The organism is Enterococcus sp. AMC1623 (genome assembly GCF_058216495.1).
On the sequence record NZ_CM177096.1, the window covers coordinates 2,404,170 to 2,418,510 of the forward strand.

A 14,341-nucleotide genomic window follows, 5' to 3' on the forward strand; every position below is an offset into this window, starting at 1 on the left:
CCTAAACCATGACAGTATCGATGAAAAAAGTAATTTTAGTTATTATAAATAAAAAAATGGTTTTACAAATTGAATTTCCCCACCAGATATCCTATCTTAAATGGATCTATTTCGCCATACGACAGCTCACAAAGACAATCTTAAGTCCACCATTTGAAACCAAACTCTTGCTAGTAATTCAAGTTCGTTACATCAATTTGGTTTCAGAGTATGGACTTAAGTCCATACTCTATCCGATACGTTGTAAGCGATTTACTAAAATGATAAATTACTTTTTAGATACGTATCTAAAAAATGTAAATAAGGAGGTTGTTTTGATGAAAGAAAATGTTAGTCAAGCAATGCAAAAATTTTCTCGATCTGTTATCGTTCCTGTAAAATTCATGGCTGTTATGGGTTTATTCTTAGCTTTTTCAGTTATTTTACAGCTTCAATTTATGCCTAGTTTTCTACAAACATTTGGCACATTGATAAAAACCATGATGGATAGCATGTTGAATAATTTATCATTAATTTTTTGTATAGGTATCGCTTCTTCTTTAGCTAACAAGAAAAAGGTTGAAGCCTCCCTCATCGCTTTGATTTCATTTCTTTTTTTTCTAGCAGCGAATAATGCATGGTTAATTCTAACGAATCAAATCGCTAATCCAGGAGAAATGGGATTGTTTGGGACAGGGCAAGGAATGGTTTTAGGTTTTCAAGTTGTTGATATGAATGTATTTTTAGGAATGATTATTGGTTGTATAGTTGGTTACTTCCACAATAAATTTTCAGATAAAAAATTTGTTGATTTCTTAAGTATTTATGGTGAATCTCGCTTTACGTTCATGTTACTTATTCCTGTCATTTTAATTTTAGCAGTAACAATGTGTTATATTTGGCCAATTGTCAATGGATTGATTTCATCACTATCTGGCTTTATTTTAACAACAGGGTTAATTGGCGTATTCGTGTACTCATTCGGAAATCGCTTCTTAATCCCTACTGGTCTTCATCACCTATTATGGATGCCGTTTTGTTTTACCGCACTTGGCGGTACAGCAGAAATCAATGGGCAAGTGTATAGCGGTGCAGCAAACATTTTTTATGCGCAAATGGCTAATGCTAGCACAATTACTACCTTAGACCCCTCTTTAAGATTTGCAACATTCGGTTTTGTAAAAATATTTGGTTCGATTGCAGTTGCTTTAGCAATCATCTACTGTGCGAAAAAAGAAAGAAAAGATGAAGTAAAAGGGATGGTTTTACCTTCAATGTTTGTTGCATCTGTAGCAGGTATCACCGAACCTTTAGATTTCTCCTTCTTATTTGTTTCGCCTCTACTATGGTTCGTTCATAGCGTATTAACTGCTATCTCAGAAACACTTTTATGGGCATTAGGCGCAAGGACATATATGCTCTATGGATTGATAGACACCATTGTATCAAATTCAGCATTTAGTCCAAGTGTAACCAAGTTTTATATTGTGATTATCATAGGAATTATTATGAGTGTCATTTGGTTCGTAATCTTTGTTTTCTTGATTAGAAAATTAGATATTAAAACTCCTGGCAGAGAGAATTTAGAATTAGCCGCTGAGGATAATGTTATAACTACCTCAGAAGTAGAAGAAAATAGTCAATCAGAATTGTTAAATTCTAATGACGTTGCTTTAGTCATTGATGGATTAGGTGGTCCAAATAACATTGAACATGTAACAAATTGTTTTACAAGATTAAGAGTTACTGTAAAAGACGAAAACAAAGTTGAAAAAGGGATATTAGAAAAAGTTTCTCAACAAAAAGGGATCGTTGAAAATGGAAAAAATATTCAAGTTGTTATTGGTATGGGTGTACAAACTTTCAAAGAAGAAGTATGCGATGTCTTAGGAATTACAGAATAATATGAATCAAGGAGTGGATTAAATATGGAAAGAAAAAAACAATCAGTCGTTATCGCAGGAGGCGGAAGTACTTATACTGCGGGAATTGTTATGATGTTAATTGAAAATCAAGATAAATTCCCTTTACGCACATTGAAATTTTACGATAATGATCAGAAACGTCAGGAGATTGTTGCCAAAGCTTGCGAAGTGATTGTAAAAGAAAGAGCCCCAGAAATTGAATTTATTGCAACAACCGATCCCGAAGAAGCATTTACAGATATTGATTTTGTCATGGCTCATATCCGAGTAGGTGGATTAAGTATGCGAGAAAAAGATGAAAAAATTCCTTTAAAATATGGTGTTGTAGGACAAGAAACTTGTGGACCTGGTGGAATGGCCTATGGAATGCGTTCTATTCCGGGAGTCATTGAGCTGATTGACTATATGGAAAAATATTCCCCAAATGCTTGGATGTTAAACTATTCAAATCCAGCTGCAATCGTTGCTGAAGCAACACGTCGTATGCGACCAAATGCGAAAATCATTAATATTTGTGATATGCCTGTAGCTATTAAGAAATCAATCGCTGATATTCTTGGGCTCGATAGTGAACTTGAAATTGTTGACCGATATTATGGATTAAATCATTTCGGCTGGTGGACTGAAATGTATGACAAAGAGGGCAATGATTTAATGCCAAGATTAAAAGAGCATGTACAAAAATATGGGTATGCTTCTGCTGCTGAGGAAGGTAATCCTTTACTTGAAGAAGCCAGCTGGATGGACACTTTCCAAAAAGCAAAAGATGTTTATGCAATTGATCCTAAAACTGTACCTAATACGTACTTAAAATACTACTTATACTCCGATTATGTAGTTTCTCATGCCAATCCTGATTATACTCGGGCAAATGAAGTAATGGATAATCGTGAAAAAAATGTATTTGCTGAATGCAAGAGGGTCGCAGACAATCAATCAGCAAAAGATACTACTATTGAAGCTGGCGAACATGCAGAGTTTATTGTACATTTAGCAGCAGCATTAGCTTACAATACCTACGAACGTATGCTATTAATTGTAAAAAATGACGGAGCAATTGCTAATTTAGATGATGATGCGATGGTTGAAGTGCCTTGTATTGTAAGTAAACGTGGTTATGAACCACTATGTATGGGTAAAATTCCTCATTTCCAAAAAGGAATGATTGAACAACAAGTAGCAGTTGAAAAATTAGTAGTAGATGCTTATGAACAAAAATCTTATCAAAAATTATGGCAAGCATTGACTCTATCAAAAACAGTTCCTTCAGCTAAAGTCGCAAAACAAATTTTAGATGAGCTAATTGAAGCAAATCAAGAGTGGTGGCCAACATTAAGTTAATAGTCTTCTATCTGAAAGTATGTTATAAAAATGGATAAGATACTATAAGAATTTTATTTGAGATAGGATGAGTACTATTATGCGTTTTACAGATTTAGTAAACGAACATTATGCTGATTTAAACGAAACAGAGTTATTAATGTGTAATTATATCATGGAAAATATCGATATAATTCCCACTATGAGTACACTTGAATTTGCTAGAAATAGTTTATCCTCAAAGTCTTCAGTTATACGCTTTTCACAGAAATTAGGGTTTACTGGATTCACCGAACTTAGAAATTTCATTAAATGGCAAGATCATGAAGAACGTTTTGATGAGCAAATAACTTTTACTAATCAAGTAATTAAAGACATAGAACGTTTATTAAACATCTTGAAAGACCGCAACTGGCTCCCAATTTATCAAATTATTGATTCTGTAGATAATATCTACGTCATTACAACAGGGATTACACAAAAAAATCAGGCAGCAGAATTACAACGATTATTTCTTTTGATTGGTAAACCTCTGCAAATCATTCCTGGAAATGGTAGCTCCAACGAGTTCAGAAGAATCCTTGAGAGACTAACTGAAAAAGATATCGTTTTTGTTTTATCATTATCTGGAGAAAATAATCGGTTAGAATCTATCATTCATCAATTAGAACTTGTTAAAAGCAAAATTGTCTCAATTACCAGTTTACAGAATAATTGGTTATCTGGAAAATCAGATTTTAACTTGTATGCTACAACTAGTCGCAGTCCCTTACCTAAAGATTGGTGGCTACAGACAGCCTCTTCGTTTTTTGTTTTAATTGAAGCTTTTGCTTTTGGATATATGGATTATAAACGCAAAGAATCCTCTTAAACAATTATTTATCTTATGAAACGACGATGTATTCGTCGTTTTTTTATTCGGGTTGAAATAACGGCTTCACCTAAATTTTGATTGCGTAGTTGTTCTAAATTTGACTTATTTCAAATATAAAATATAGTATTAAGAAATTGGATTGACTACTCATTCTAGGTAGTCATGTTAGCCATAGTTATTACTGAGGAGGGTAAAAAATGTTAATTGAACAGCTTAGAAATGAAGAACATTTTACCAATCATGAAAAGGATGTTGCACATTTTATCTTAGACAATATTGATGAAGTTAGTAATATGACATCTGAGCAATTAGCTAAATCTGCTTATACAAGCAAAGCAACAGTAGTTCGTTTATGTCAAAAATTAGGTTTACATGGGTACCAAGAATTCCGACTAAAATTAGTAGCTGAAATCAATCAAAATAATCGCATTAATCGTTTGCTGGCTAATGAACCTATTACTAATGCTAGTAGTTATATGGACATCATGCAAACATTGCCTCTTCTCTATGATAAAGCAATAACTAACACGAGATTGTCTCTTGATAAAAATTGTATGAATCGGATTAATAACTCTTTGAAAAATTTAGATTGCATCAACATTTATGGTACAGGTATTAGCTACATGTTAGCTCAATCTGCAGCCTTTAAATTTTCTACTTTAGGAATCGACTGTTCGGCTTATGAAAGTATTAATGCGCATGCTTTATCTGCTAAGAAAGAAAAGAAAACAATTTCTTTTTTGATTAGTTTTACTGGTGCAAATAGAACAGTAACTCGAATTGCTGAATACTTAAAGCAATCGACAAATAATTATATTGTAGGCATAGTAGGACCACATCATGAAGATATTCAACAATGGTGTGACGAATTAATTGAGATTCCTAACAGAGATTCATTATTGAGCCTAGATATTATTACTTCATTTACTGCAACAAATTATATATTAGATATTTTCTTTTCCATCATTCTTGCTAATAATTATGATGCGCATGTTAAATCTTCAATTGAAATGTTACAATACGAATCCTTACTGTTAAATAAAAATTATGACAGCGTTTTGAATGAAAAAGAATAAATTTGGACTTTTGTTTCAGAAACATAGTCAAATTTTTTGTTATTTTTGAAACGATGGAACTTCCTTTTTTGTAAGCGTTGTCGACCAAAAATGGATATGCTAGACTACGCTTACACATATATATAGGAGGTTTCAACATGGGTAAGTATTATGAGTTGGCGAATATGATTGTAGAAAATGTTGGTGGTAAAGAAAATGTTACTGGTTTAATCCATTGTATCACCAGACTGCGATTTACACTCAAAGATGAACACAAAGCAAATGATGATATTTTGAAAGCGATGGACGGTGTGGTTACCGTAATGAAAAGTGGTGGACAATACCAAGTGGTTATTGGGAATCATGTCCCTGAAGTCTACGAAGAAGTAATCAAATTACTAAATCTTAAAGATACGCAGCAACCAGAGACTACACCTGAAAATGGAAAATGGCTAGATAGAGTGATTGCTGTTGTGTCAGGTATTTTTCAACCAATATTAAGTATTATGGCAGCTTGTGGAATGCTTAAAGGTTTTAATACATTGTTTGTGACATTAGGTTTATACAGTGATACAAGTGGTGGTTATTTAATTATAAATGCTGCTGGAGATGCATTATTTACATTTTTACCATTATTCTTAGGATACACTGCTGCAAAAAAATTCGGATTAAAGCCAATGTTAGGCTTAGCAATGGGCGCTGCAATGTGTTATCCAAGAATTCAAGCAAGTGCACTTTCTGCGGGGGCTGAACCATTATATACGGTTTTAAATAATACTATGTTTGCTTCACCAGTGTATGTTGATTTCTTTGGACTTCCTATTATTTCAATTGATTATACAGGTACTGTTATTCCTGTGATTTTAGCCGTTTGGTTCGCTGCAAAATGTGAAAAATTATTTAATAAATTTGTACCCGATTTAGTGAAATTTTTCTTCGTTCCAATGTTAACATTATTGGTTGCATTACCTGTCGCAATTCTGTTCCTTGGTCCTATTGCAACATTTGGCTCCACTTTGATTTCAGAATTCACTCTGGCAATAAGAAGCTTTAGCCCTTTACTTGCTGGAGCAATTGTTGGTGCAACATGGCAAATTCTTGTTATTTTTGGTATGCATTGGGGATTCATTCCAGTTTATATTAATAATGTGATGACTTTAGGCTATGATAACGTAATGATGCCTTTCTTTGCATGCACATTCGCAACATCAGCAGTTGTTTTAGGAATTTTCTTTAAAACGAAAGATAAAAAATTAAAACAAATGGCTATCCCTAACTTCATATCAGGCATTTTCGGTGTTACCGAACCCGCTATTTACGGTATGTTACTTCCATTAAAAAAACCATTCATCATTAGTTGTATTGCAGGTGGAATTGGGGGCGCTTTTTATGGTTACTTTAACTTCAGAAAATTTATTATGGGTGGAATGGGTATTTTTGAATTACCTAATATGATGAATCCAGATGGATCAACGGGTAATATTATTGTAGCTCTAGTAGGAATTATTATTTCTATGGTTGTTGGATTTGTATTAACGATGATTTTCTATAACGAGCCAACTGTTCAACCAATAAATAATCGTATTAGTGATGTAACTACGAATTCCAATCTGACAAAAATAAAGCAAAAAACACATAAACTTTCTGTATTTAGTCCAATTAAAGGAGAAATCATCCCATTATCAGAAGTTGCAGATGAAGCCTTTGCAATGGAGATTTTGGGTAAAGGGGTTGGCATTATTCCAAGTGAAGGATTAGTTGTAGCTCCAGTAGATGGGATTATCACTACGCTATTTCCGACATTACATGCGATTGGAATTACTAGTAATGATGGCGTCGAATTATTAATTCATGTTGGCTTAGATACGGTGCAATTAGACGGAGAGGGCTTTAACGCCTTCGTTAAACAAGGCGACAACGTTATTCAGGGACAAAAATTATTAGAATTCGATATTGAAAAAATACAAAAAGCTGGTTATTCAATTACAACACCTGTCGTAGTCACAAATACAGCCTCTTATCTTAGCGTAGTAAAAGAAAGTGTTCAATCTATAGAAGGAGGCGACTTATTATTAACAATAACTGTTTCATAATTAATTTATGTAGGGAGTGTTTTAAATGACAATAAGGAATGATTTTTTATGGGGTGGAGCTACTTCAGCGAATCAATATGAAGGTGGCTATAATCTAGATGGTAAAGGGTTATCTTCTATGGATATCGTTCCTTCAGGTAACACTCGTTCTGACATCATTCAAGGGTACTTAAATAGTTTCTCAATTGATAATCATTTATACTACCCCACACATAAAGCCGTTGATTTTTATCATCGTTATCAAGAAGATATAGCTTTATTTTCTGAAATGGGTTTTAAGGCCTACCGATTAAGTATTTCTTGGACACGAATTTTTCCTAATGGAGATGAACTTAAACCCAATGAAGCCGGTTTGAAATTTTACGAAAATATATTTAAAGAATGTAAAAAATTTAATATTCAACCCATTGTAACAATCTCTCATTTTGATGTTCCTTTATACCTAGTTGAAAAAATTGGGGCTTGGAAAAGTCGAAAAATGATTGATTATTACTTAAAACTTTGCAAGATTTTGTTTGAGTATTACAAAGAGTACGTGGAATATTGGTTGACTTTTAACGAAATTAATATGATACTTCATGCTCCTTTTATGGCTGCCGGAATTACTTTTAATGCTGAAGACAATGAAGAACAAATTAAATATCAGGCTGCACATCATGAACTTATCGCTAGTTCTCTTGCCACAAAAATGGCAAAAGAAATTAATCCTAACAATAAAATTGGCTGTATGTTTGCCGCAGGAAGTGCCTATCCATACAGTTGTGATCCAAAAGATGTTTGGGAAGCTTTGAAAGTAAATCAAGAAAATTATTTCTTTGTTGATATTCAGTCGCGAGGAAAATATCCTAATTATGCCTTAAAAACATTCCAACATAAAGGAATAACTATAGTAATGGAGGAAAACGATGAACAAATCCTTTCTAAATATCCTGTCGATTTTATCTCGTTTTCTTATTACAATAGTCGATGTATTGCAAATAAAAATAGTGACGCAGAATTGACGGATGGCAATTTATTTGCCACTGCCAAAAACCCGTATCTTAAGACAAGTGAATGGGGCTGGCCAATTGATCCTTTAGGTTTGCGAATTACTTTAAATGAGGTTTATGATCGTTATCAAAAACCAATGATTATTGTAGAAAACGGCTTAGGAGCAGTAGATACAATTAATGATAATGGCAAAATAAAAGATACTTATCGTATACAGTATCTATCCGATCATATAAAAGCTATAAAACTAGCAATCGAAGAAGATGGTGTAGATTTATTTGGATATACTGCTTGGGCAGCATGTGATATCATAAGTGCTTCTTCTGGAGAAATGAAAAAGCGTTATGGATTTATTTATGTTGAGGCAGATGATAATGGTATTGGCACATTTAACCGTCTGAAAAAAGAAAGTTTTTATTGGTATAAAAAAGTAATTCAATCAAATGGAGAGATTCTCTAACAATTACACGTACTAAATAAGTTTGCTCAGTATAAAATTATTTAGTTTCAACAACAGTTCGAACAGTACTCTCTTTGTCTACTATAGCAATAAGTACTGTTCGACTTTATTTTTTAACTATTTATGAAAATTTTTAACTCATCTATACAAAAGAGCACTTCCCAACTTGGAAAGTGCCTTTAAATCTCACCTATAAGTGAAGAAACAGTTTCTAATTACTATGCAAGAGTAAAGTCCTCTCTTTTTTCAACTAAAAATCTATTTCATTCTAACCTACCCCTACCACTTCAAATCCAACAATTCAATCATTTCATGATAAGCTGTTTCGATTCGTTGTCGAGTTTCTTCTGGCACTTGATTAGCGTATTGTCCATCCGGCAAATAATCTTCTGCCAGTACCACTTGAAAATCGTAAGCCTGCATATCACCATACTCAAAATCATAATAAGTATGATTGGGAATTGGTTCTCTGGATACCCACGTAGGATGCAAGGTTACATTACTTAGATAAGTTCGATCGCCTTCTTTGGTAATCTCCACTTCCGGAATGACACCTCTTTCCGTCCAATAATTATAGTTAACCGTTTCATATCGTTGATTTGACAATAAATTCCCCATTGAGTAGATGATGAATTTCTTTTCGCCATCTTTTTCTACTATCTCCGTAGGTTCTGCAACATGTGGATGTCCACCAAAGATAATATCTGCCCCAAAATCAATCATTTGACGATAAACTGTTTGCTGTTCTTCTGTTGGTTCTAATGCATATTCAACACCTGATTGCGGCATAACAATCGTAATATCTGCTATTTTCTCCGCTTCTTTGATTTCAGCTTCAACTTTTTCTATCGATAAATCTTTTAAATATTTGTCATAGTCTTCTTGGCTAATGCTTTCCTCAATTCCGTTAAACCCATAGGAATAAGCCAGCATCGCTACTTTAATACCATTCACTTCTTTCACTAGAATGTCATCGTCATCAACATTGACACCTATTGTATCTAATCCCGCCTCACGAAAAGCAGTCGCCGTAGTGGTTACTCCTTCAATTCCTGTATCTAGAATATGATTATGTGCCAAATCGATAACATCAAAACCCGCATCTTTAATACTATCAACCACACTTGGTGGTGCATTGAATAAAGGAAAACCACCAATCTCTTTATTCGGATTAATTGTTCCTTCAAAATCGCCTAATGCGATATCTGCCGACGAAATCAGCGGTTTGACTTGGTCATAGTCATTAGCAAAATCGTACCCTTCACCATCAAACGAACTTAAATAGAGTGGTCGATGATAGAGCATATCTCCACTTGCAGTGACGGTAATTGTTTGCGGTCCTTGATTTTTCGTTTGACTGGTTTTTGTATCACGCACCTCATCTGCATTTTTCGGTGAACTTAGCCCTTTATAAACAATAAAATATCCTGTACTAATAATTGAGATAAGCAGCAGTACCACCAACAAACCAAAGATAATCTTTTTTTCTCTCCTAGAAAGCCAACGTTTATCATTCATTTTTTATCACCTTTCCATTGTCTTACTTGAAAACAACTTCATCGTAGCTACGAACATTGTGTGAAAACACACTCAAAACTAATTACGTAATAGGTTCTTTTTATATATTATTATACTGAAAATTTCATCTGTTTAACAGGATCTCTTTTTTCATGAAATTAAATAGCCTTCACCACTGCCTGTGCAACAACCTGAGCAACATTATCTTGAAAGACATTTGGCATGATATTTGTTGGTGTCAATTCTTCCTCAGAAATCAAATTCGCAATAGCTACTGCAGCAGCTATTTGCATTTCATCAGTAATTTTGGTCGCTTTTGCATCTAAAACTCCTCTAAAAATCCCAGGGAAAGCTAAGACATTGTTCATCTGGTTTGGATAATCACTACGACCTGTGCCGACAATATACGCACCAGCTGCCAATGCTTCTTCTGGTAAAATCTCTGGTATGGGATTTGCCAATGCAAAAATAACCGGTTTTTCAGTCATGTGATGAATCCATTCCGCTTTTAAAACATTTCCCTGTGACACACCAATAAAAATATCCGCTTCAACCAAGGCATCTTGTAACGTCCCAGAAACAAACGTGCGATTCGTTACTTTGGCAATGTCTAAATGATGAGGCAATAACGACGTACCCTCTTGCTCGTTTAAAATACCTGCTTTATCCACTACCAAAATATTGTGAATCCCTGCTGCTAAGAATTTTCTAGTAATCGCAATACCCGCTGCCCCACCACCATTAACTACTACTTTAATCTCATCTCGTGATTTTCCAATTAATTTTAAACTATTGAAAGTTGCCGCCAAAGCCACAATCGCTGTTCCATTTTGATCATCATGAAAAATAGGAATCGCACATTCATCCATTAAGCGTCGTTCAATTTCAAAACATCTAGGTGCCGCAATATCTTCTAAATTGATTCCTCCAAAAGTTGGTGAAATTGCTTTGACAACTTGAATAATTTCATCAATATCCTGTGTATCTAGCACAATAGGAATCGTATCAATATTTCCAAAACGTTTAAACAATGCCGCTTTCCCTTCCATTACTGGCAAAGCCGCTTCAGGACCAATATTTCCTAACCCTAATACTGCTGAACCATCACTAACCATCGCGATAGTATTTTTCTTCATCGTTAATTCACGGGCAAGCCCCTTATTCTCCACAATAGCTGAAGAAACAGCCGCCACTCCCGGTGTATAAACAACACTCAAATCCTCAGGCAGATTAATAGCCGCTTTTGGAGTGATCGACAGCAAGCCGCCATTTTGTTTCACCTGCTCCAATGCCAATTCTTTTACATCTTTAGTCATGATTTTTCCTCCATATCTAAATAGAAAACGGATACAAATTGTTTTATTTATTATCTTACCATAAAATAAACGTCATTATATATGAAAAAGACACTTTCCGGAGAGGGAAAGTGTCTGAGATGTGGTCTTGGGTGGTAGATGAAACCCCACTCATAATCATTTGATAAGGAAACGTAAAAATTCAGTGTGGACTACAATCATCTATAATTTGCTCATTTTCGATTCTAAATATCTGATCACACAATAATTCAATATCATTTTGGACGTGAGAAGTTAATATAATAATCCGATTTTTTTGATATTTTTGAATTAGCTGATAAGTTAAATTAACACTTTCTTGATCTAAGGAATTAAACGGTTCATCTAATATTAAAATTTCTGAACTAGGCATAAAAGCTTGAATAATTCCCATTTTTTGCTTTGTTCCCATTGATAAATTTTTAAATTTATGTTGTTTATAATGTGTTAAATCAAAATATGCAAGCCATTCTTCCAAGTCAATTTCTTTGTGATTTTCACACATTTTTCTAATTAGCTCTAAATTGTCCCACAGACTCAAGTGTGCTAAAAATTGCGGATGACCAATGAAGATTCCTGCTTTTTCCAAATAATTATTTTTTTCTCTAATAGTCCTCTCACCTTGTTGAATCTGGCCACTAGTTAGCTTGATATATCCAGCTAATGCTTTTAATAAAACTGTTTTTCCGGAACCATTTACGCCGATAATTCCATAAGTGTGATTTTTTTCAAAGTTTAAATTTACATTTCTAAAAATCTCTCGCCCATCATATTTTTTATAACCATTCTTAATCGTTAACACTAGCTATCCTCTCCTCTTGAAAAAGTACCTAGTGGTGTATAAAATTGAATAACTACCACTAAACATACTAAAAATAACCATTTTGGATGCTGATAGGTTTCTAACATCATGGGAATGGTAAATATACACCCAACTAAACCAAATAACATATTACTTACACTTAAAATAAGTAAAACAAAATAGATAATTACAATGGAATAAAAAAATATAACTGGCAACAAAAGTGTCTCCCAGGATATAAAAGATACCTTTAAAACAGCTATGACAAGGATACAACCACAAAATACCAAATAATCTTTAGTAACCTGCTTAGTAATAAGTATAATTAATCGAATTAAGTATTGATGACGACTTTTCGAATGAAATTGAACAGTACTGCGAAATCCATCACTCACCTCAATCATTAACAGAATGCTTTGATAGAATATTAGGAGAAACAGACCCAGAATAAATATGAGTTTGACGAAATCAAATTGTTTCTCACCAAAACTGCTAATTGCAGTTATCGTCAAAACACCTTCTTCTAAAAATTCCAAACTACTTAATCTTTGAGATCCCCCTAATGTAGTCATTTCATAAAGATAGTTTAGAAAAAGAAGACAGATAATCCACCGAAGAACAATAAAAAAAACTACTTTAACTGGCCTCATTTAACAAACCTCACCGTCTGTCGTTCTCCATAAAATAACAAAAAACAACAAATAAGGCAGATAGGTCAAGATAATCTGTGGGACTGTCAATTCCGTGTAGCTTGTTACCATGAGTGATGTCATAGGTACAATGTACTGATTATTGACAAACATATACATTAAAGGTGACAGAATCCATAAAAAACCAAGATAAGTCAGTATCCCACTCGAAAAACGTTTAAAATAATCAATACAATAATACACAAGCATACTATTTAAGACTAAAGCTATCATCTTTACTAACCAGTAGAAGATAGCATAACTCCCTATACTTGATGAAAATATTGTTAAAAAGCTATCTCTTGCAAAGTCATTTTCTAATATTTTTGAATGAAAAACACCACCGAAAACAGCAATAAAGATAATAATTATATAAATCATACTAAAAAAAAGAACAACTGTAAGACTACTATATATTTTTAATTTCAGTAAATTTTTTGCATATAAATTGTTTTTACCAATATAAAATTTCAAATAATTGCTTTTTAATAAAGAGTAACTATACCCTGTAAAAGAAATTAATATAGGGAAACCAAATGATTGATAAAAATTATATTCAAATAACGCATTATCATACGAAATAGAAGTAGATAGTAGCTGTGATTTCACATATTCTCCTCCAAATTCTGCTAAATCTGATGCTGTTGTATCAAAAGTAAAATAAATTTTTATCGTGTTCCAATAAATAAACGAAAGAAAGACAAGCAGAAACAAGATGATCGTTTTTTTGTAAGGTACTATCTTAAGATATGAAGTCATTTTCATTTTAATACTCCTAAATCATTAATTATGTGAACAGGTGTTATTTTTTAACTGCTATTTATCCGGTGACCAACTTCCTGTAACTATTGTTTGCACATCAAACCAATTTTCTCTAGCCATACTAATTTTATATGAATATCCTTTACTAGCCCAATTAGCATACTCTTTTCGAGAACCTGTAGACAACATATACACTTGGCTACGATCTTCATTACCAGAATTTCTCAAAACATTTTTAACCTTAATATTATTTTTTCTTGAATCTAAGTTCAATACATGTGACCCATTTTTTTCTTTTAACAACAATCCCGAATTATAATAGAAACCAGACATTGAAATACTAAAAGAACCAATACTTCTAGCCAAAACGATAGGTGTCATTACCATAAAACAGAATACTAATAAACCCGATAAAACAAACTTTTTCTTCATATATATTCTCCCCACCAACAAACCTGTTCACGATATTTATTGTAACAAAATTAATAAAGTAGTAACCAAAAGTACCCTAAACGTTGAATATCTTGTCTTGAACGTATA

The 14,341-nt window shown here is 33.3% G+C and carries 12 protein-coding genes; 6 read left to right on the forward strand and 6 right to left on the reverse strand.

The window, feature by feature from the left end:
* Positions 1-317: 317 nt before the first annotated feature.
* The 6 genes from AC4BC7_RS11530 to AC4BC7_RS11555 all read left to right on the forward strand — a co-directional run bounded on the left by AC4BC7_RS11530 (position 318) and on the right by AC4BC7_RS11555 (position 8,696).
* A complete protein-coding gene (locus tag AC4BC7_RS11530; RefSeq protein ID WP_490502920.1) occupies positions 318-1,883 on the forward strand; it encodes a PTS transporter subunit EIIC in 1,566 nt (521 codons plus the stop codon).
* Positions 1,884-1,907: 24 nt separating this feature from the next.
* On the forward strand, positions 1,908-3,245 hold the full coding sequence (locus tag AC4BC7_RS11535; RefSeq protein ID WP_490502921.1) for a 6-phospho-alpha-glucosidase: 1,338 nt from the start codon (positions 1,908-1,910) through the stop codon (positions 3,243-3,245).
* A 79-nt stretch (positions 3,246-3,324) separates the two neighbouring features.
* On the forward strand, positions 3,325-4,095 hold the full coding sequence (locus AC4BC7_RS11540; protein WP_138471301.1) for a MurR/RpiR family transcriptional regulator: 771 nt from the start codon (positions 3,325-3,327) through the stop codon (positions 4,093-4,095).
* Positions 4,096-4,295: 200 nt separating this feature from the next.
* A complete protein-coding gene (locus tag AC4BC7_RS11545) occupies positions 4,296-5,174 on the forward strand; it encodes a MurR/RpiR family transcriptional regulator (RefSeq protein ID WP_207941533.1) in 879 nt (292 codons plus the stop codon).
* Positions 5,175-5,311: 137 nt separating this feature from the next.
* Entirely contained in the window at positions 5,312-7,246 is a 1,935-nt protein-coding gene (locus tag AC4BC7_RS11550) for a beta-glucoside-specific PTS transporter subunit IIABC (RefSeq protein WP_490502922.1), read from the forward strand.
* A gap of 25 nt (positions 7,247-7,271) precedes the next feature.
* Positions 7,272-8,696, forward strand: a complete 1,425-nt coding sequence (locus tag AC4BC7_RS11555) for a 6-phospho-beta-glucosidase (RefSeq protein ID WP_490502923.1) — start codon at positions 7,272-7,274, stop codon at positions 8,694-8,696.
* 279 nt (positions 8,697-8,975) lie between these two features.
* Here AC4BC7_RS11555 and AC4BC7_RS11560 read toward each other — a convergent pair whose 3' ends face one another.
* The 6 genes from AC4BC7_RS11560 to AC4BC7_RS11585 all read right to left on the reverse strand — a co-directional run bounded on the left by AC4BC7_RS11560 (position 8,976) and on the right by AC4BC7_RS11585 (position 14,233).
* Entirely contained in the window at positions 8,976-10,214 is a 1,239-nt protein-coding gene (locus AC4BC7_RS11560; RefSeq protein WP_490502924.1) for a CapA family protein, read from the reverse strand.
* A 158-nt stretch (positions 10,215-10,372) separates the two neighbouring features.
* Entirely contained in the window at positions 10,373-11,530 is a 1,158-nt protein-coding gene (locus AC4BC7_RS11565) for an NAD(P)-dependent malic enzyme (protein WP_490502925.1), read from the reverse strand.
* A gap of 181 nt (positions 11,531-11,711) precedes the next feature.
* Entirely contained in the window at positions 11,712-12,350 is a 639-nt protein-coding gene (locus AC4BC7_RS11570; protein WP_490502926.1) for an ABC transporter ATP-binding protein, read from the reverse strand.
* Entirely contained in the window at positions 12,350-12,568 is a 219-nt protein-coding gene (locus tag AC4BC7_RS11575; RefSeq protein WP_207941539.1) for a hypothetical protein, read from the reverse strand. Before AC4BC7_RS11575 ends, AC4BC7_RS11570 begins: the two co-directional genes overlap by 1 nt.
* A gap of 432 nt (positions 12,569-13,000) precedes the next feature.
* Positions 13,001-13,804 (reverse strand): hypothetical protein, encoded by an 804-nt coding sequence (locus tag AC4BC7_RS11580; RefSeq protein ID WP_490502927.1) that lies wholly within the window; start codon positions 13,802-13,804, stop codon positions 13,001-13,003.
* Between the two features lie 51 nt (positions 13,805-13,855).
* Entirely contained in the window at positions 13,856-14,233 is a 378-nt protein-coding gene (locus AC4BC7_RS11585) for a hypothetical protein (RefSeq protein ID WP_490502928.1), read from the reverse strand.
* Positions 14,234-14,341 lie beyond the last annotated feature (108 nt).

What these genes read in the sequence shown, in the direction of transcription:
- AC4BC7_RS11530 (WP_490502920.1), top strand. Translation starts at nt 318, where the DNA reads ATGAAAGAAAATGTTAGTCAAGCAATGCAAAAATTTTCTCGATCTGTT.
- AC4BC7_RS11535 (WP_490502921.1), top strand. Translation starts at nt 1,908, where the DNA reads ATGGAAAGAAAAAAACAATCAGTCGTTATCGCAGGAGGCGGAAGTACT.
- AC4BC7_RS11540 (WP_138471301.1), top strand. Translation starts at nt 3,325, where the DNA reads ATGCGTTTTACAGATTTAGTAAACGAACATTATGCTGATTTAAACGAA.
- AC4BC7_RS11545 (WP_207941533.1), top strand. Translation starts at nt 4,296, where the DNA reads ATGTTAATTGAACAGCTTAGAAATGAAGAACATTTTACCAATCATGAA.
- AC4BC7_RS11550 (WP_490502922.1), top strand. Translation starts at nt 5,312, where the DNA reads ATGGGTAAGTATTATGAGTTGGCGAATATGATTGTAGAAAATGTTGGT.
- AC4BC7_RS11555 (WP_490502923.1), top strand. Translation starts at nt 7,272, where the DNA reads ATGACAATAAGGAATGATTTTTTATGGGGTGGAGCTACTTCAGCGAAT.
- AC4BC7_RS11560 (WP_490502924.1), bottom strand. Translation starts at nt 10,214, where the DNA reads ATGAATGATAAACGTTGGCTTTCTAGGAGAGAAAAAAAGATTATCTTT.
- AC4BC7_RS11565 (WP_490502925.1), bottom strand. Translation starts at nt 11,530, where the DNA reads ATGACTAAAGATGTAAAAGAATTGGCATTGGAGCAGGTGAAACAAAAT.
- AC4BC7_RS11580 (WP_490502927.1), bottom strand. Translation starts at nt 13,804, where the DNA reads ATGAAAATGACTTCATATCTTAAGATAGTACCTTACAAAAAAACGATC.
- AC4BC7_RS11585 (WP_490502928.1), bottom strand. Translation starts at nt 14,233, where the DNA reads ATGAAGAAAAAGTTTGTTTTATCGGGTTTATTAGTATTCTGTTTTATG.